The sequence below is a fragment of the Streptomyces sp. NPDC057099 genome (assembly GCF_042671245.1).
Lineage (GTDB): Bacteria > Actinomycetota > Actinomycetes > Streptomycetales > Streptomycetaceae > Streptomyces > Streptomyces purpurascens.
In genome coordinates, this window is record NZ_JBHUTX010000069.1 from 1 (window position 1) to 16,620 (window position 16,620).

Annotated in this window: 16 protein-coding genes; 5 read left to right on the forward strand and 11 right to left on the reverse strand. The window is 66.0% G+C overall.

From position 1 onward, the window contains the following. The first annotated feature begins 259 nt into the window (after positions 1-259). On the forward strand, positions 260-748 hold the full coding sequence (locus tag ACFT4A_RS39855) for an NUDIX hydrolase (RefSeq protein WP_382840888.1): 489 nt from the start codon (positions 260-262) through the stop codon (positions 746-748). A gap of 572 nt (positions 749-1,320) precedes the next feature. Here the strand turns inward: ACFT4A_RS39855 and ACFT4A_RS39860 are convergent. The 3 genes from ACFT4A_RS39860 to ACFT4A_RS39870 all read right to left on the reverse strand — a co-directional run bounded on the left by ACFT4A_RS39860 (position 1,321) and on the right by ACFT4A_RS39870 (position 3,097). Further along, positions 1,321-1,839: a DUF6879 family protein gene (locus ACFT4A_RS39860; RefSeq protein ID WP_382840835.1), complete on the reverse strand. Its 519-nt coding sequence runs from the start codon at positions 1,837-1,839 to the stop codon at positions 1,321-1,323. Positions 1,840-2,036: 197 nt separating this feature from the next. Next, positions 2,037-2,216: a DUF397 domain-containing protein gene (locus ACFT4A_RS39865; protein ID WP_382840891.1), complete on the reverse strand. Its 180-nt coding sequence runs from the start codon at positions 2,214-2,216 to the stop codon at positions 2,037-2,039. Positions 2,217-2,248: 32 nt separating this feature from the next. Beyond that, entirely contained in the window at positions 2,249-3,097 is an 849-nt protein-coding gene (locus tag ACFT4A_RS39870) for a helix-turn-helix domain-containing protein (RefSeq protein ID WP_382840838.1), read from the reverse strand. 216 nt (positions 3,098-3,313) lie between these two features. Between ACFT4A_RS39870 and ACFT4A_RS39875 the strand changes: the two genes are divergently transcribed. Continuing rightward, entirely contained in the window at positions 3,314-3,958 is a 645-nt protein-coding gene (locus tag ACFT4A_RS39875; protein WP_382840841.1) for an ATP-binding protein, read from the forward strand. 88 nt (positions 3,959-4,046) lie between these two features. Here ACFT4A_RS39875 and ACFT4A_RS39880 read toward each other — a convergent pair whose 3' ends face one another. The 7 genes from ACFT4A_RS39880 to ACFT4A_RS39910 form a co-directional block, all read right to left on the reverse strand. Then, positions 4,047-4,709 (reverse strand): HAD family hydrolase, encoded by a 663-nt coding sequence (locus ACFT4A_RS39880; protein ID WP_382840843.1) that lies wholly within the window; start codon positions 4,707-4,709, stop codon positions 4,047-4,049. Positions 4,710-4,753: 44 nt separating this feature from the next. Further along, positions 4,754-5,725: a hypothetical protein gene (locus tag ACFT4A_RS39885; RefSeq protein ID WP_382840845.1), complete on the reverse strand. Its 972-nt coding sequence runs from the start codon at positions 5,723-5,725 to the stop codon at positions 4,754-4,756. Positions 5,726-5,754: 29 nt separating this feature from the next. Next, entirely contained in the window at positions 5,755-6,738 is a 984-nt protein-coding gene (locus ACFT4A_RS39890; protein ID WP_382840848.1) for a hypothetical protein, read from the reverse strand. 42 nt (positions 6,739-6,780) lie between these two features. Then, complete coding sequence (locus tag ACFT4A_RS39895; RefSeq protein WP_382840893.1) at positions 6,781-9,933, reverse strand: DUF3427 domain-containing protein; 3,153 nt, start codon at positions 9,931-9,933, stop codon at positions 6,781-6,783. Between the two features lie 446 nt (positions 9,934-10,379). Next, on the reverse strand, positions 10,380-10,595 hold the full coding sequence (locus ACFT4A_RS39900) for a helix-turn-helix transcriptional regulator (protein ID WP_382840851.1): 216 nt from the start codon (positions 10,593-10,595) through the stop codon (positions 10,380-10,382). A gap of 16 nt (positions 10,596-10,611) precedes the next feature. Next, the gene (locus ACFT4A_RS39905) at positions 10,612-11,628 is read right to left on the reverse strand and encodes an SEC-C metal-binding domain-containing protein (RefSeq protein WP_382840853.1); all 1,017 of its coding nucleotides are present in this window, start codon (positions 11,626-11,628) and stop codon (positions 10,612-10,614) included. A gap of 122 nt (positions 11,629-11,750) precedes the next feature. Beyond that, on the reverse strand, positions 11,751-13,226 hold the full coding sequence (locus tag ACFT4A_RS39910) for a beta-1,6-galactanase (RefSeq protein ID WP_382840855.1): 1,476 nt from the start codon (positions 13,224-13,226) through the stop codon (positions 11,751-11,753). 264 nt (positions 13,227-13,490) lie between these two features. Between ACFT4A_RS39910 and ACFT4A_RS39915 the strand changes: the two genes are divergently transcribed. The 3 genes from ACFT4A_RS39915 (at position 13,491) to ACFT4A_RS39925 (ending at position 15,611) form a co-directional block, all read left to right on the forward strand. Further along, positions 13,491-13,802, forward strand: a complete 312-nt coding sequence (locus ACFT4A_RS39915; protein ID WP_382840857.1) for a DUF6412 domain-containing protein — start codon at positions 13,491-13,493, stop codon at positions 13,800-13,802. An 86-nt stretch (positions 13,803-13,888) separates the two neighbouring features. Next, complete coding sequence (locus ACFT4A_RS39920) at positions 13,889-14,608, forward strand: YidC/Oxa1 family membrane protein insertase (protein WP_382840860.1); 720 nt, start codon at positions 13,889-13,891, stop codon at positions 14,606-14,608. A gap of 145 nt (positions 14,609-14,753) precedes the next feature. Beyond that, positions 14,754-15,611, forward strand: coding sequence for a fumarylacetoacetate hydrolase family protein (locus ACFT4A_RS39925; RefSeq protein ID WP_382840862.1), 858 nt, complete (start codon positions 14,754-14,756; stop codon positions 15,609-15,611). 98 nt (positions 15,612-15,709) lie between these two features. Here ACFT4A_RS39925 and ACFT4A_RS39930 read toward each other — a convergent pair whose 3' ends face one another. After that, positions 15,710-16,576: an LLM class F420-dependent oxidoreductase gene (locus tag ACFT4A_RS39930; RefSeq protein WP_382840865.1), complete on the reverse strand. Its 867-nt coding sequence runs from the start codon at positions 16,574-16,576 to the stop codon at positions 15,710-15,712. Positions 16,577-16,620 lie beyond the last annotated feature (44 nt).

A 16,620-nucleotide genomic window follows, 5' to 3' on the forward strand; every position in this document is an offset into this window, starting at 1 on the left:
TCCGGCAAGATCGCCCCTGACATGCCAGCAGCCAAGTACACTCCCGACGATGCCTCTGACCAGGCCAGATAGCGAAACGCTGCTGGAGTACTAGGACTTGTCCGGGCGATCATGTCGGGGCTGTCTGCGCCCCCACCCTGCCTTGCCGACCGATGGGGTTATTCGAATCTGGCTCCGACCGCAGTTGCGTGAAAGCCCAACCCGGGCGCCACTTCCGGTGGTCGGTCGCGGGGCGTGGTTCTAACCTGACGAGGTGGTGATGCCGGAGGGAAAGCTGGTGCCGCGCCCGAGCGCGCGCGTGGTGTTGCTGGACGACGCCGATCGGCTGCTGCTGTTCTCCGCCAGGAACAAAGAGGACGGTTCCGTCCGCTGGTTCACCCCTGGAGGCGGACTTGCACCAGGCGAGAGCCATGAGCAGGCAGCCGTGCGGGAGTTGCGGGAGGAAACCGGGCTGACGAACGTCTCGCTGGGTCCGGAGATATGGCGAGGGCGTCCGTGGACAGCGATCCGGGGCGGCGTCGGCTACGAGGTTCGCCAGCGTTACTACATGGCCCGGGTACCTGCGTTCGAGGTCGATACCTCGGCTTTCGAGGAGATCGAGAAGGCCGCGATCACAGGGCACCGCTGGTGGACCGCGGCGGAACTGGTCACGACCTCGGATGTGGTGCGGCCGGCTGAGCTGCCCGAGTTGCTGGCGTCCTTGCTGAAGGACGGCCCGCCGGACTCGCCGATCATGGTGAACGGCTGAGCGTCGCCGACGGCGTGGGTGTTGAGTGCGCCCAGAGCGATTCCACGGACTGGTATGTGGCTGTGACCGGAGTGGAAGGTCATGAGTGGGTGAGGATCCGGGTCCGGAGAAGTTCGAATGAGGCTCGGCCGTACATGGCTCTCTTGATCGCTTTCACACGGTTCACGTGTCCCGGCGGTGACGGCGTCGAGGTCCTGGCGGAGGGAGCCCGCGAAGCTCGACATCGGTTTCGGAGCGTCTTGCTCGGCTTGCCGAATCCACTCCAGCAGCAGCAAGCCACGCCGGTGGCGGACCAGGTCGGTGAAGCATCGGGCGAGGTCGCAGGCGCGCGTGATGTCGGGGCAGGCGAGCCGGACGTGAAGCAGTCGCTCCTCCTGACTCGGGGTGAGAGTGTCACGCGGCCTCGTGATCCAGGAGGTGATCTTGCGGGGGCTGGGAATATCGGCGCGGACCGGTTCTGCGGTGCGGGCGCGCAGGGCGGCTGTGAGAACTTCCTGGCCAACCAGAGTCCAGTGCGTAGATTCCTGAGCGTCTCTGCTAGGTCAGGCTTCGATTGTCCTAGCTGTTCGAGGTCAAGGAACAAGGCCCTGCACGTACTCCTCAAAGGGCACCGAGTCCGAGATAGCGATGCTCTGGTACTTACGAAACGGCTCAGCGTCGCCTTCGTGCACTTCCCGGCCGATCTGAGTGCCGTCCTGCTGGTAGTTCATGAGCACGACTCGGGAGCGGTCGAACATCCAGAAGTCCTGAACACCCTCAAGAGGGTTGGTTCGGTCGGTCACGTCGAGGATGCGGACAGCCTCCCCGGCCTCGACGTTGTGGCGGTAGTGCTCGAACTCGAAGCGGAGGTAGTCCGAGAGGGGCTGAGTGACGACGTGCACCCGCCCAACGCCGCGGCCACTCGCCACGTACGCCTGGACCCGACCGAACCATGGCTGCGTCGCTTCGCGTGCGACCGGCTCACCTGCCAGGAACCGGCGGATCGCCTCGTCCTCTTGTGGGACCCGGTAGACGGGCAGGGTTTCCAGGCGCCACGCCTCCTGCTCCATGGCGTCGAAGGTCCTCCGCCAATCCTCACCAGCCAAGAGCACGGACAGCCTCCCTGAGCACAGCCTCGGGGATCTCCACCAGCGCCTCTCCTGCCGGAGGGGCGAAGGCATCAGGCACGTTGCCCCGGACCAACTCGTGGATCAACAGTCCGACCTGTGGAGACCGAGAGCGTCATGCGCGTGACCGTAGCAGTGGGCGCACAGGGGCAACCAGGTCAGAGAGGGCTTCCGCGGGTAGGTCAGCTTGTCGCCCCACCATGCTGCACAGTCTGGACGAAGGAGCGCCAAGCATCTCTTCCCACAGCGACCACATGCGACTTCGCAACCTTTGAGTCGCGGACAAAGGCGCTTTCGTCGGTGAGCGCGCACTCGACGCACTCGCCTCCGGCACCGTTGCTGTAGGACGACGTGAACCACATCGGACGGTTGCTTCCGCTGGATCCTTCTATGTTCACCTTGCGTATTCCTTCAAGATCGACTCGATCAACAGGTTCGAGCGCTGAGGACTCGAGGCAGCGGCCCGTAGACCGTCGAACGCCTTCGTGTACTCACGGACATGATGCTCGCCCTCCAAGTACATGGCATCCGTGATGCCGTCTCGATACACGAGGTCCGGATCCTCTGGGGCCGGGAAGCCCAGCATGGTGAACGAACCGGTGGCCGGGTAAGTCCCTGAGTCGAACGGAAGGACCTGCAAGGTCACGGTCGGCAGATCGGCCACCTCCCGGACGCGTTCCAACTGCTCTCGCATCAGTGCGCGGTCCCCGATGACGTGGCGCAACGCACCCTCGTTCACGACGAACCAGGCGTCAGGGGCATCCGGGCGTCGCAGCATGGTTTGGCGTTCCATGCGCACCCGTACCGCCTTGGTGATGTCCTCGGCGGACATGTGCGCGCCGGTCTTGTGGAGTTCGGACGCGTACACATCGGTCTGCATGAGGCCGGGTACGAGTTCGCACTGGTACTGGCGGAAGGTGGAAGCGTCCTGCTCGAGGCCGATGTAGATGTTGAACCACTCGGGGACGCCGGCACCGTGGGTCTGCCACCAGCCGCGCACCTTTGCCTGCCGGGCCAGCGATTTGAGGAACTCGCGCAGTTCGTCGCTCGTGCCGTAGAAGCGACACAGGGCGTCGATGTCCGACGGCTGGATGCGCCCACTGCCCGTTTCCATCCGGTTGACCTTGGAGCCGCTCCAATCCAGAGCCGCACCGACCTGGGCGCAGGTGAGTGTGCTCGTCTCGCGGAGCTTCTTCAGCTCGATCGAGAGACGGCGACGACGTGCCGTCGGCGAACCGGCCATCCCAACCTTCTTCCAAATAGCGGGCGTTCAGTCTTGCGCCAAGGGGTGTGCTTGCCAATCACACGGAAGTGGGAATCCCGCCGTGCACATTGCACGACGGGATGCGTTCCCAGCACTCTTGTCACCAACACAACTCAACGTGAGCATCCGTGACGCTGTGCCGCTGACACGGCGTTCACTGCGACGAGAGGGGTCCACGTGAGCCAGGGAGCGTGTATGTCGCGCAAGCCGTGGGAGCTCGCCTTCACAGCCGAACCCGTGGAGGTGGCCGCCCTGCGCCGGATCTTGCGGCTGCAACTGGGCATGTGGGGGCTGCACGACGTTGTCGACGAAGCCCAACTGTGCGTGAGTGAGCTGGTGGCCAACGTGATCACCCACGTCGGCACCGGCACCCCCGCGACCTTGGCTGTCTCCATGAAAGGCACGCACTTGCGCATCGAGGTGCATGATCCAGATACCCGCGCGCTGCCTGTCCTCCGCGATGCGAGCACGGACGCCGAGGAGGGACGGGGCATGGCACTGGTGGATGCCGTTGCCGATCGCTGGGGTGTGGTGCTGGGCCCGGATCGGAAGGTCACGTGGTGTGAGCTGGCCACCAAGCTGACCGGGCCCGGCGGCCACGTGAGAACTCCCGGTGTGGCGCGGGCCGAGGCCCTCCTCGATTCCTACGCCGCCGCGCAGACGCCACTCGGGCTAGGGACGCGCAGGCTGTCCTCGGCCGTGGCGGAGGACACGGCGATCGCGGCGATCACCGACTTCCTTCACTGGTTCCGAGCCCACGGCCGGGACGTGGACGACATGCTCGACCGAGCACAGATGCGCTTCGAGGCCGAGCATGGTGTTCTGCGTCAATCGACCTGATGCATCACGCGGGGACCGGGATGGTCGCCTTGATGCCCTGTCTTCGCGGGGAGGCCCGCTACTGCGTTAGTCGTGCGGTCTACGACACTCAGCGTGCCGAGGCGTTGAACGCGCGCACCCGGTCACTCAGTTCCAGCAGCCCTTCGACCCGGAAGGTCGGCAGCTCCCTGGCCTCGATGCTGTCCCACTGAATGGTGGCCCACGGCCCGCGACGCACAAGCGCTGTGTGCATGCCCGCCTGTATCGCCGGCCTGATGTCGTTGTCGCACCGATCACCGACGTACAGAATCCCGTCGACTTCGAAGGGCACGGCTTCGGCGACCCGCTTGAAGAACTCGGGGTCGGGCTTGCTGGCCCCCCAGTCGTCGGACGTACCGATCAGGTCGACGTCGTCGGAGAACAGCTCCCGCAGGATCCCCCCGGCCCGTACGGTCTGATTCCCGGCGATGCCGAGCCACAGCCCGTCGGCCCGGAGCTGCCCCAGAGCAGGCCGGACGTCCTCGTACAGATCGTCTTCCCCAAAGCTCTCCGGCTGCCCGGCAGCCGCCCGCTTCTCCCGCTCCTCGTAGAGATCGAACCCGGGCCGGAACGCTTGGAACGTCTCCCGGTAGTCCCGGCCCTGGGCGATCACGCCCCCGAACATCGCATGGAACGTGTGCCGCGGTACGCCCAGCCAGTCGGCCCAAGTGCCGTACTCCCGGGTCTCGTCCACGAGGCACTCACCTACGTCGAAGACCAGTGCGCGAATCATGTGGAAAGACTATCCAAGGTTTGCCCTAGTCGATTGAGTCAGGCTCACTGGGAAGTGGATATGTCAGAGCTCGAAGGTATGGCGAAGTAGGGTTCGGGCCATTCGACGGAACCGTCTGCGTCGGCTTGGGCTACGTGCTGCAGGAGTAGTGACGTGGGGTTCCGAATATCGAGGCCGTCGTCCCCGACTAGGAGGGGTGCCGTCGTGGGTATCGATGGGTACTCGATGCCCAGCAGCTTGCATATGTGCTCGAAATCCTCGTTCTTGTTTCCGTGGCCGAGGTTTCCGTTGAGGTAGTCGCGGAGGCGCGAGCAGATATCGAGCATCGCATTTCCGCTATCCGTCACGCTGTACTGGCCCCCTTGCGGGCTGTCGCTTGATAGGAACCCTATGATGAAGAGCCGGTCCGTTTCGAACTGGACCGCGTTCAGGCTGACGTCCAGAGCTTTGGCTGTATGTCGTTGGTTGCGATAGCCCTGCTTCTTGACGTGCGACAGGATCCTGAGGGGGAGACCGGGGCGTCTTGAGGACGCGAAGCGGGTCACATCCGCGGGGGTAACGCCTCCTAGGGCTACTTGAAGGAGGAGGTCCTTGGTGATCTCCTCCTTCAAGAGGTTGTGGACGGTCGTGCGGGACTTTTCGTCGTCCGCGTCGAAGTCCGCCGGCACCCAGAAGACACGCAAACGAGACAGGCTCTCGGGCATAGTGCGGAGGTAGTCCTGTGTTACCTCGGCGAGGCGCGCGCGGCTACGGCTCTGGTGCCGAGCGATGTACACCGCCGCGGCGATGTCCTGCTCGTGGAGAAGCGTTCTGAGGTCCTTGTCGATTCCGTCCCCGTCGTGCTTCCAGAGAGTTTGGCCTGCAACTACCTTTGACCAGTCCTTCTTCAAGTCGCAGGAGAAGTCAAAGCGCTTGCGCTGGCCTTCTGTATAGCCAAACAGTGTTGAGTTCGAGGCGCTGTCCATGATCCGGAGAGCTGTGTCTGAGAGGAAAACATGCTCTGGTGACTCTGCCATGATTGCTCCAAAGAGTTTTGCAGGGGCTGCTACTTGGCTGCGCATCTCGTGTAGCCATCGGCATCGTCGTAGACGAGATCGATTCCCTCTGCGTGAAGCAGATTCAGTAAGTCATCCTGCGGCTTCTCCGGAAGCAGCACGGTCAGTTTGGGGTTGCGCGGCTTGATGTGCCGTACCAAGTCCTTCAGTTGACCTATGGCCATGCGTACCTCGCCCCGACTGCTGGCGCCCCTAATTGCATACAGCTCATGCATAGTGGCGTCGTATAGGTCGGTCTTGAGGGTTTTGGTCGTACCCGAGATCTTTATTTGATACGCGAACACTTCATGCTCGCGCTTTGTGAGATCCTCGAGGTACTGCTCTCGCAATTCCGATTGGCGGAGATCGGCTATGAGGCTCGGTTGTGCTGCCCGCCTGCTCTCTGACGCCCGCCTCTTCTTCGGCTCCACCATCTTGCTGGCGACTACAGTGGCGGAAACCCTGTAGGTGTCGGTCTCCTTCGCGCGACTGATGACATCCTGAGTGAGGCGCTCAGAGTCTCCCTTAGGGCGTAGGCGGAAGACGATGATGCGGCGGCGCTCGCCGTCCTCGTCATGTGCTTCACGCACGGTGTAGGGCAGCTCTGCATCCAGCTCGAATTCGCCTACGTACCGTTGTTGCTTAGCCGATGATGCTGGATCGGGGACTTTCCCTGCTGCCATGAAGACGCGCAGCGACTTTCCGCTGTCTGCGTGGCACAAGACAGCTGCGTTGCGAGAGCCGTTCAGTCCCAGAAACGTTTGCTCTCCGCGGGTGCCCTGGCCGGTGTACTCGAACACCGGCCCTCGTTCGTCCTCTTCCTCTAGCCAGCCGTCCTCGTAGCCGTACTTCTTGCCGCTGTCGTGGTCTACGTAGATGAGGATGTTTGGGGTCGTATCAGAGGGGATGATCCCTCCCTGCGTCCCTCCGCCGAACAGCTCCTTCATCGCTGCGCGTGTGGTCATCAGCCCGGGCTTGATCGAAGCTAAGTCCATGCTCTGACGTTAGCTGATCACTCTGACATCGAACATGATCAACTAGCTTGCGTTGATGGCTGCGTACGACCAGACGTCGGCTGGCAGGTCATGCTTCATGCGCCACGTGATCGCCATCGGCTTGCTGCCGGTATGGCCGTCGTAGGTGGCAGGCCCGAGAAGCATCCACGGCTGAGACTTACCGATGTCCGTGTTCTTGTAGCGACGCATGAAGAGCAAGACGTGGCTGCCACGCTCGGCGTGATGCTGGTAGCGCCGTCCCGTTGGGGAGCTTCCGGCTGTGGAGTTCTGGGACTCCCAGTGGAAGAGCGTCGGGCTCAGCGCGTAGTCCCTGTACCGGACAGTGGGGGAGAAGTCCTTCTCGTTCTTTTCCAGGGTGATCAGAAGGGCGTCTGTCTGGAGATCCTCGACCCACTGGACGCCCTGAGCGAAGGACCTGGGCATCTGGCCGCCGAAGCGGGCTACGCCGAGGGCGGCGAGGATCTCAGAGCGGTTATAGGAGGAGTGGACCTTGAGTGGGACATGGCTGTGGCTGCCCGACAAGGGGATCGGGAAGTGGTCCGCCTGCTCGATCACGTATGACAGGACCTGGCGGAGCTCGTCGCGAAGGGCTGGTTGGTCGCGGAGTGCATCGAGGCCTTGCTGGAAGCTGGTGAAACCACCAGCGTTGTCCCACAAGTTGAAGAAGAGCATGCGGGCATAGGCCTGGTCCGTGGGGTCCAGCTCGTCGTATGGCGGCACTTCGTCGGCGAGGAGACGGGCGTACGCATTGGCTCGGTCAGGGTCATCGACGTGCAGGAAAGCGTGAACGCGCTTGAGGAGCGCCGATTCACCAGTAGGAGCAGCAGCTTTGAGCAGGCCGGCTCGGCGCAGGATAGTCGTCCAGGAGTTGTCGCTCTTGTACAACTCCTTGATCTCCCTGCGACTCTCCCGCAGGTAGTCCGCTAGCTGTGGTGTCTCATAGGCCTTGACCTCGTTCACCAAGGTCTTGACGGTAGCGCTCAGCTGCGTGCGGATGTTGTCCAGCACCAGGTTCTTGGCCTTGCCTTCCAGGATGATCTGGCATCCCGAAGGAAGGAGCGGGAAGTCGTGCTCGATGTGATCGAGGAGCCGGTTCCTGGAGAGGTTCGTCAGAGCTCGAAACTGCTCCTCGAAGCGGAACTCTGCCCGGTGCTGCCCGATGAAATCGAGGACAGTGAGCACGGGCTTCATCTCGGTGCGCCGTAGCCCACGGCCGAGCTGCTGGAGGAAGACCGTGGCGCTGTTGGTGGGGCGCAGGAGCAGAAGGGTGTCGACATCTGGGATGTCGAGGCCCTCGTTGAAGAGATCGACGGAGAAGATGACTTGCAGCTTCCCCTCTCGTAGATCAGCGAGAGCTTGAGCACGTGCTGCAGCGGGTGAGTCGCTGGTGAGCGCGGTTGCTTGAAAGCCTGCCCTTCGGAAGAAGTCCGCCATGAAGTGGGCGTGCTTCTTGTCCACGCAGAAGCCCAGCGCACGCATGGCTCCGGGCTGGGAGACCTTGTCTCGGATCTGCTTGACGACGATCCGGGCACGTGCCTCATTGCCCGTGAAGAGGTTGCCGAGGTCCTGGTCCGCGTACGCGCCCCGCTGCCAAGTGAGGTTCGTCAGGTCTGTGCCATCAGGGATTCCGAAGTAGTGGAAGGGACACAGCAGGTCGTTCTCCAGGGCCTCCCAGAGCCGCATCTCGGCTGCGATGCGGCCCTCAAAGAACTCGTCCTGCACATTGAGCCCGTCCATCCGCTCAGGGGTAGCGGTCAGGCCGAGAAGCTCCTTGGGCTTGAAGTGATCGATAACTCGACGGTAGGTGGAGGCCGTGGCGTGGTGGAACTCGTCGATCACGATGATGTCGAAGTGGTCGGAAGCCAGTTCTTCTAGCCGTTGGACGTTCAGTGACTGGACGCTGGCAAACACGTGGTCCCATGCTTGCGGGTCCTCGCCGCCATAGAGCAGCTCGCCGAATGAGGCATCGTCCAACACCTCTCGGTACGTCCGCAGAGACTGTTTGAGGATCTCCTTGCGATGTGCGACGAAGAGTAGCTTTGGTCGACGGTTCTCGAAGCTCTTGGCCAGGCTCCGGTAGTCCACGGCCGCCATGACGGTCTTGCCGGTGCCGGTTGCTGCGACCAACAGGTTGCGATTGCGCCCTCGGAGTTCGCGCTCTACTTGTAGGCGCTCCAGCATGTCCTGTTGATAGGGGAAGGGACGTACCTCCAGCCCCGACAGGTTGATCTTCAGGTCAGTGGTGGAAGTGCTACCGCTGGCCTGAGCCAGAGCATGGTCGAGGCGCTCGGTGTGGTGATCGGGGTCGTATGTCTCGAACGCGGAGTCGTTCCAATACGCGTCGAAGGTCGCCTCGAACTTGTTCAGCACCGCCGGGGTAGCGATCGAGGACAGGCGGACGTTCCACTCCAAGCCATCGAGGAGTGCGGCCTTCGAGAGGTTGGAGCTGCCGACGTACGCCGTGTCGAAGCCCGTGTGGCGCCTGAAGAGCCAGGCCTTGGCGTGTAGGCGCGTGGATCGGATCTCGTAGTTGACCTTGACCGTAGCGCCGAAGTCGCGAACGAGGCGGTCGAGTGCGTGGCGGTCGGTGGCGCCGATGTAGGTGGTCGTAATGACACGGATCGGCACGCCCCGCTCCTTCGCGGCGTGCAGTGAATCCTCTAGGACGCGAATGCCGTACCACTTCACGAACGCGCAGAGCAGGTCAATGCGGTCTGCCGTAGCGAGCTCTGCCCTGAGCTCGGAGCCGAGACTGAGGTCTTCCGGAGAGTTGGTGATGAGCGACGTCTCGGACAACGGGGTGAGGGGGCGGAGGGCGTAGACGCCTGGAGCCTCCTGCTCAGCGAGAGCAAGGAGCTGTCGAGGGCCTTCGGCGATGGTGCCCGTGCTTCTGGCTTTGGATTCGTCGGGGTCGGAGGCACTCGTGGCCAGGGAATCGAGGATGCGGTTCGCGACAGCCACACGGTCCTCGGGCGGAAGCTCGCTCAGCCTCTGACTGACAGCTTCACCGATGTGGCGAGCCAGCACGTGGGGCGCGGACTCTGGCGTGACCTCGGCATCAATTGCCTTCCACCCTGCGGCCGTGAATTGCTCCAGCTCGTCATGCAAACCATGGGTGATCAGCTTCTCGTAGACACCCGCGATCGGCTTGGACAGGCCCCCATGTTCTGCCACGACTTGCTCCCCTGATCCCTCGTGGTTCTCGTACACGATCACGCGTGACGATGTGGATCTGTTCTAACAGCAATCACTGACATTCGCGGGGCTGTACCGAAAGGTGGGCTGCCGCTGCTGTTGGGCCGCCCGCTTCCTGGCCAGTGTCGTGCTTCCACGGCCCGCCTCAAGGGCGCTCCACTCCGCTGCGCTGCGTTCCGCGTCGGCTGGCGCCGATGGCCCTGCGGGCCACCCCTGACCCGGGCCGTTCCAGCACGGGAGAGAAGCGAGCGGGCGGCCCAGGAGGGCCGGGGGCCATCGGTTCGTCGTCCAGCGGCGGGTGTCCAGGCTCTCGGGGTGCAGGCGCATCAACGGTTCGGGGCACGCCGGGTTGGCTTAGCGGCGATCGGCCGGCAGTCGAGATACCAGCGCGCCGGTCGGCCGCGTTGGGAGGCCGACCGTGCGCGTCATGAGGGCTGGGCCGTGGCGAGGATGTCCGCGACGCGGGCCCTGGTGTCTTCGTGTGGTTCTGCGCGACCTGTGATCCAGGCCGAGACGGTGGCGCGGGTCGTGCCGACCTGGTCAGCCAGGTCGGCCTGCGACATGCCCGCTCGGCGCAGTTGGCGTCCCAGCCATGGGCCGAAGGCTTCGCTGTACGCGGTGGGAGGAAGTGGGTTGTGCATCTGCTGCAGGACTCGGTTATACGTCCGAGCCGTGGCACTCCCCGTAGGACCGGTCCGAGCCGCACCAGCAAGGCGCCCCCTGCTGCGGCGGCCAAGCCACAGCCCGTCCCCGGGCCGCCAGGGTCGTGGCGTACTGGGGGAGGAGGGTCGCGTCGTCCGGGGAGGAGAGTTCCGATGCTGCGAAGGCCTCGTAGGAGGGGACCGTGCCGGTGACGATGCCGAGGTTGGGGGTGCCGGAGGAGGCCAGTTCTCGGAGGGCGGACTCTATGGTCGCGAGGTGGGACTCGTGGGTCGGGTACTCGGAGGAGAGGGAGGGGTACGCCTCGAGGAGTTCGGTGAGTTCCGTGGCCGGCCAGTGGAGGATCGCCACCGGGAAGGGGCGGGAGAGGGCCTCTCTGTAGGCGCCGAGTTCCGCTCGGAGGCGGAGGATCTCGGCTTCCAGTTCCGCCGGGTTCTCCGAGCCCAGGGACCAGACGCGCTTGGGGTCGTGGAGTTCGTCCAGGGTGATGGGGAGGGAGTGGACCGTGTCCGCCAGGGCGTCCCATTCGTCGTGGGACTCGCCCAGCATGCGCCGTACGCGATGGCGGCCGAAGAGGAGGGGGTGGGTGGCGTACGGGGGTTCCGCCACGTCCGTCAGGAGGCGGTGCACGGCCTCCGTGAACGTCTCGTGGGCCGCTTCCAGTTCGTCGTGGGATTCGAGGGCTTCGGCCACGATGACCCAGGGGGCCGGGTCCTGGGGGGAGGCTGCCCGGACGCCCTCGATGATCGCCCTGGCCTCGGCCTCGTGGCCGTACTCCCAGAGGTTCGAGGCCTTGAGCGCCCGTACCAGATGGGGGTTGTCCAGGTCGGCCGTGGAGGACAGCAGACGGTCGTAGAGCGCGGACGCGGTGGGGCGGTCGCCGGAGAGTTCCAGGTGGGCCGCGGCCCGTAGCAGCAGGGCCTCGGCGTCCTCGGGGTACAGGCCGGCGGTCCGCTCCAGGCGTGCCGCTTCGGCGGTGTGGTCGACGTTTTCGGCAGGCGTGTCGGGGCGCATGGGGGACACCGTACTGCCGGGAGGTGACGAGCGTGAGAGATGTGCAGGCCAGACCGCTGGCCTGCGCGGATTCCCCATGCTTGCCATCCGGGCTCTACAGATCGCCCCGAACCGCCGCCGGCCTACAGCGTGACGCCGTCCACGTGGAGTGTCTGGACCGACTGTGCCGCGAAGGGGACGCTGACCGATTTTCCGTTCAGGCGGATGTCCGAGCGGGGGGTGTAGAGGTCGCCGCCGCCCGTCGTCACCGTGTTCCAGCGGGGGACGGCGCCGTTCGAGCCGCCCGTCACCGTGGTGAAGCGGGAGAGGTCGAAGGTGAGGGTCTGGGCGGAGGTGGAGGTGTTGACCGCTACCAGGACCAGGCGGCGGGAGGCGGCGTCGTATGCCGCCACCGCGTAGCTGACGCCCGTGTCCAGGATCGTCATGCCGGGGCGGATGTGGCGGCTGAACTGGGCCAGTACGTAGTGCTTGGTCTGGACCGTGGTCGGCTGGAGGGTGTTCGCGTCGTAGGCGATCATCGCCCAGCCCGTCGACGGGTCCATCACCTGCCAGTAACACCACGCCGTGGGGTGCAGCCAGCGGAAGTCGTAGCAGAGGTTCGAGGCCAGGGTGAGGCCCGTGCCGTCGCTGTCGCCCGTCTCGGAGTTCCACAGCTTCTTGCGGGACGTCGTCACCACGTCCGTGTAGAGGAGGTCGCGGCGGCCGCCCGAGCCCTGGTAGCCGTGCACGTTGACCTGGGAGACCAGGGCTTTGGTGGCGGAGTTGAAGGATGCCCAGGTCGAGCGGGCCGTGTCGTAGTTCGTCTCGTCCGAGGCGGCGATGCGGGTGGCTGTGAGGCCGCGTTTGTCCAGCTCGCTGCGCATGTACGGGAGTACGGCCGCCTGGACCGCGGGGTCCATGTGGCAGCCCTCCTGGGTGCCGGTCGCGGTCCACCAGGTGGAGGCCGGCTCGTTGAAGGGGTCGACCGTCGCGAAGTTCACGCCCCAGTTGTTCTTCGCGTACAGGGCCGTCGCCGCCAAGTGGCTCGCGTGCTGGCGGTAGTTCCAGGTCTGGAGGTTGTTGCCGCCGGCCGCCGCGCCCGAGGGGTTGTGGTTGGCGCACATCCACCACATCGGGGAGTTGGCGAAGAGTTCGGTGATCGCGCCGCGCTGTGTCGCCTTCACCAGCATCGCGCGCTGGTTGGCGTCCGCCGACCACTTCCAGGCCGAGGAGGCGGGGTCCTCGTTGTTCCAGTCCTGCCAGAAGCCCTCGATCTGCTTGAAGCCCGGGATGTTCGGCGACTTCACCATCGTCTCGCCGCCGACGCTGTTCGAGCTGCACGCGCCGAGGTTGTAGCGGGCGATGTTCATGCCCAGGCCGGGCAGGGAGCGGCCGTTGTACGTCACCGACTTGGTGGTGAAGAAGAGGTCCGCGAAGTCGTCCCGGGCGCCGAAGACGTTGGCCCACCAGGCGAGGGAGGTGCCCCAGCCCTCCCAGGTGCCGTACGTGGTCGAGGGGGTGACGGCGATGGTGGCGTCCGCGTGCGCGGTGCCGGTCGCCAGGGCGCTGCCGAGGAACGTACCGCCTGCTGCGGACAGCAGGGTTCTGCGTCGTATCACGGCTCCTCCGTAGGGGAATTCGGGGCAGGCGCCGGTCCCCCCGGCCCGGCGTCGCGGGTTGGCCCGTCGATGGCCCGTGGACGGCCCGTCGATGGCATCGAGAAGCATCGGGTGTGGCGGGTGGGTTGTCGAGAGTTGCGACGAACCTTTCTCAAACCCGTGTACGAAGTCTCGGACGCGGTCGGCGGGGGTGATCGTGTATAACGAACGGAGTGCGCTGAACGGGTAGTCGAGCGCACGCGCGTACGAGAGGAGGGGCCGTCGATGATCCGCGGTTGGGCGAATTCGCGTCCCGCTCTCGTGCTGCTCTGCCTGGTCCTGGGCGTGGCGCTGCTGGACACCGGCAGCCTCACCGCCACCGTCGCCCTCGCGGCGACCGCCGCGGCCTCGGCCGCGCTCGCGGTCTGCGCCCTCGTCGCCTCGCGCTGCGCGCCCGCCGTGCCCCGCACCCGTGTGCGTACGGCCATCCGCGACCGTGACCTCCGTACGGCCTTCCTGCCACAACGCGACCCGGACGCCAAGGGGCGCCCCCGGCCCCGGGCACCCGGACACGCCCTCCGGGCGACCTTCGCGTAGGGGCACATCACCTCGCTGACCCCGCGTGGGTCGTCATGCCGCCCTGACCAACTCCCGGCACGACGAGACCCCCGGAGGGCTCACGCATGTCCGTCTTCGCCAACCTGGTCGAGCACCTCGCCGACCTGCTCCAGCCGCTGTTCGGCGCCTCCGCGGCCGCCGCCGCGATCGTCCTGTTCACCGCGCTGGTACGACTCCTCGTCCACCCCCTGTCCCGGGCCGCCGCGCGCGGCCAGAAGGCCCGGACCGCGCTCCAGCCGAAGATCGCCGAGCTGCGGAAGAAGCACGGGAAGGACCCCGAGAAGCTCCAGCGGGCCGTACTGGACCTGCACGCCGAGGAGAAGGTGTCACCGCTGGCCGGCTGCCTGCCCGGGCTGCTCCAGGTGCCCGCGTTCTTCCTGCTCTACCACCTGTTCTCCAGCGACACGATCGGCGGGCGGGCCAATGAGCTGCTCGGCCATGAGCTGTTCGCCGCGCCGCTGGGGGAGCGGTGGATCGACGCGCTCGGCGGGGGCGGTGCGCTGAGTGGCGCCGGGCTCGTCTACGTCGGGCTGTTCGTGCTCGTCGCCGGGGTCGCCGCGTTCAGCTACCACCTGAGCAAGCGGATGATGGCCGCGAACCCGGTCGTCCCGGCCGGGGGCGGTGACGGGCAGCAGCTGCCCGGGCTGGCGGCGGTGACCAAGGCCATGCCGTTCATGTCCTTCTTCACGCTGGTCACCGTGGCCGTGGTGCCGCTGGCCGCCGCGTTGTACGTGGTGACCAGTACGACGTGGAGTGTCGTCGAGCGGGCCGTGCTGTACCGGTGACCGGGCGACCGGGGTCCAGTACGTGAACTGGGTATTGCGGAGTGGACTCCCAGCTTGGAGGATCGACCAGTCCTCCGATGGCTGCCCCCGCCGCATCCGGGTCGTACGCATCGGTCGGGCGCCCGCGATCGAGGGAGACGTGATCATGAAGCTGCTGCGAGTCGGTACGGCGGGGGCGGAGCGGCCCGCGCTGCTCGACGCCGAGGGGGTCCTGCGGGACCTGTCGGGCGTCGTCGCGGACATCGACGGCGCGCTGCTCGCCGACGAGGCCGCGCTCGGCCGGGTCCGGGCCGCCGCGGACGCCGGTGAGCTGCCCGCGCTGGACGCCACCGGGCTGCGGATCGGACCGCCGCTGGGCCGGATCGGCAAGATCGTCTGCATCGGGCTGAACTACCACGACCACGCGCGCGAGACGGGTGCCGAGCCGCCCGCCGAGCCGGTCGTCTTCATGAAGGCGCCGGACACGGTCGTCGGGCCGCACGACACGGTGCTCGTGCCGCGCGGGTCCGTGAAGACCGACTGGGAGGTCGAACTGGCCGTCGTGATCGGGCGTACGGCCAGGTATCTGGGGTCCGCGGAGGAAGGGCTCGCGCATGTCGCCGGGTACGCGGTGGCACATGACGTGTCCGAGCGGGAGTTCCAGCTCGAGCGGGGCGGGACCTGGGACAAGGGGAAGAACTGCGAGACGTTCAATCCGCTCGGGCCGTGGCTGGTGACGGCGGACGAGGTGCCGGATCCGCAGAATCTGTCCCTCGAGCTGTGGGTCAACGGGGAGTTGAAGCAGGACGGGACGACGGCTGAGCAGATCTTCTCCGTGGGGGAGGTTGTGCGGTATCTCAGTCAGGTCATGACGTTGTACCCGGGTGACGTGATCAATACGGGGACGCCGGCGGGGGTCGCGTTGGGGGAGCCTGAGCCGAAGCCGTATCTCAGGGCCGGGGATGTCGTGGAGCTGGAGATCGAGGGGCTTGGGCGGCAGCGGCAGGACTTCAAGGACGCGTAGACGCTCCGCTGGGTGAGCCGGGGAACTGCGGCGATCTTTCGGCTGCGGGTCGTCCGTGGTTGGTCGCGCAGTTCCCCGCGCCCCTTGGGGCACCTCCCTCAGGCCAGTACCGAAGCCAAGTCGCGCCAGGCCTTCCTCGGGAGGGCGTCCCTCGGGGAGTCGTCCACTACCTGGAGGGCCACGTGGTCCGCGCCCGCCTCGAAGAACGTGTCGATCTTGGCGCGGATCGCCGTGTCGTCGCCCCAGGCGAACAGGGCGTCGATGAGGCGGTCGCTGCCGCCGTCCGTCAGGTCGTCCTCGGTGAAGCCGTGCCGGAGGAAGTTGTTCGTGTAGTTCGGCAGCGGGAGGTAGAGGGCGAGGAACTCGCGGGCCAGGGCGCGGGCGCGGGTCGGGTCCGTCTCCGGGATCACGCCCAGTTCGGGGGCGAGCAGGGGGCCCTCACCCAGGAGTTCGCGGGCGTGGGCGGTGTGCTCGGCGGTGACCAGGTAGGGGATCGCACCGGCGGAACGGTCGCGGGTCAGCTCCAGGCTCTTCGGGCCGAGGGCGGCCAGCACCCGGCGGTCGGCGGGCATCCCGGCGGCGTCCAGGCCGTCGAGGTAGGCGACGAGGGCCGAGTACGGGCGGCGGTACTGCTCCGCCCGCTTGGCGTGGCTGACGCCGAGGCCGAGCAGGAAACGGCCCGGGTGGGCGGCCTCGAGCTGTGCGAAGCTCGCGGCGGTGGCGTCCGCCTCGTGCTGCCAGATGCTCTGGATGCTGGTGCCGACGGTGAGCCGGGAGGTCGCCTCGATCAGCGGGGCGGCGTTCGCGGCGGAGGTGTTGCCGCCCAGCCAGACGGCGCCGTAGCCGAGTTCCTCCAGTTCGGCGGCGGCCTCGGCGAGTTCACCGCGCCGGTCGGGGTCCTCCGAGCGCAGGCCTACGCTCCAGATGCCGTACCGGCCGACGGTGTCCTTCAGGGCGGTGGTCATCGGTTGTTGTCCCTCCGGGTGGGCGCCGTGCGTGATCATGCGTA

Bases quoted from the DNA above. Each gene is read 5' to 3' on its own strand.
- ACFT4A_RS39855 (WP_382840888.1), top strand. From the start codon at position 260: ATGCCGGAGGGAAAGCTGGTGCCGCGCCCGAGCGCGCGCGTGGTGTTG.
- ACFT4A_RS39865 (WP_382840891.1), bottom strand. From the start codon at position 2,216: ATGTGGTTCACGTCGTCCTACAGCAACGGTGCCGGAGGCGAGTGCGTC.
- ACFT4A_RS39870 (WP_382840838.1), bottom strand. From the start codon at position 3,097: ATGGCCGGTTCGCCGACGGCACGTCGTCGCCGTCTCTCGATCGAGCTG.
- ACFT4A_RS39875 (WP_382840841.1), top strand. From the start codon at position 3,314: ATGTCGCGCAAGCCGTGGGAGCTCGCCTTCACAGCCGAACCCGTGGAG.
- ACFT4A_RS39880 (WP_382840843.1), bottom strand. From the start codon at position 4,709: ATGATTCGCGCACTGGTCTTCGACGTAGGTGAGTGCCTCGTGGACGAG.
- ACFT4A_RS39885 (WP_382840845.1), bottom strand. From the start codon at position 5,725: ATGGCAGAGTCACCAGAGCATGTTTTCCTCTCAGACACAGCTCTCCGG.
- ACFT4A_RS39890 (WP_382840848.1), bottom strand. From the start codon at position 6,738: ATGGACTTAGCTTCGATCAAGCCCGGGCTGATGACCACACGCGCAGCG.
- ACFT4A_RS39900 (WP_382840851.1), bottom strand. From the start codon at position 10,595: ATGCACAACCCACTTCCTCCCACCGCGTACAGCGAAGCCTTCGGCCCA.
- ACFT4A_RS39905 (WP_382840853.1), bottom strand. From the start codon at position 11,628: ATGCGCCCCGACACGCCTGCCGAAAACGTCGACCACACCGCCGAAGCG.
- ACFT4A_RS39915 (WP_382840857.1), top strand. From the start codon at position 13,491: ATGATCCGCGGTTGGGCGAATTCGCGTCCCGCTCTCGTGCTGCTCTGC.
- ACFT4A_RS39920 (WP_382840860.1), top strand. From the start codon at position 13,889: ATGTCCGTCTTCGCCAACCTGGTCGAGCACCTCGCCGACCTGCTCCAG.
- ACFT4A_RS39925 (WP_382840862.1), top strand. From the start codon at position 14,754: ATGAAGCTGCTGCGAGTCGGTACGGCGGGGGCGGAGCGGCCCGCGCTG.
- ACFT4A_RS39930 (WP_382840865.1), bottom strand. From the start codon at position 16,576: ATGACCACCGCCCTGAAGGACACCGTCGGCCGGTACGGCATCTGGAGC.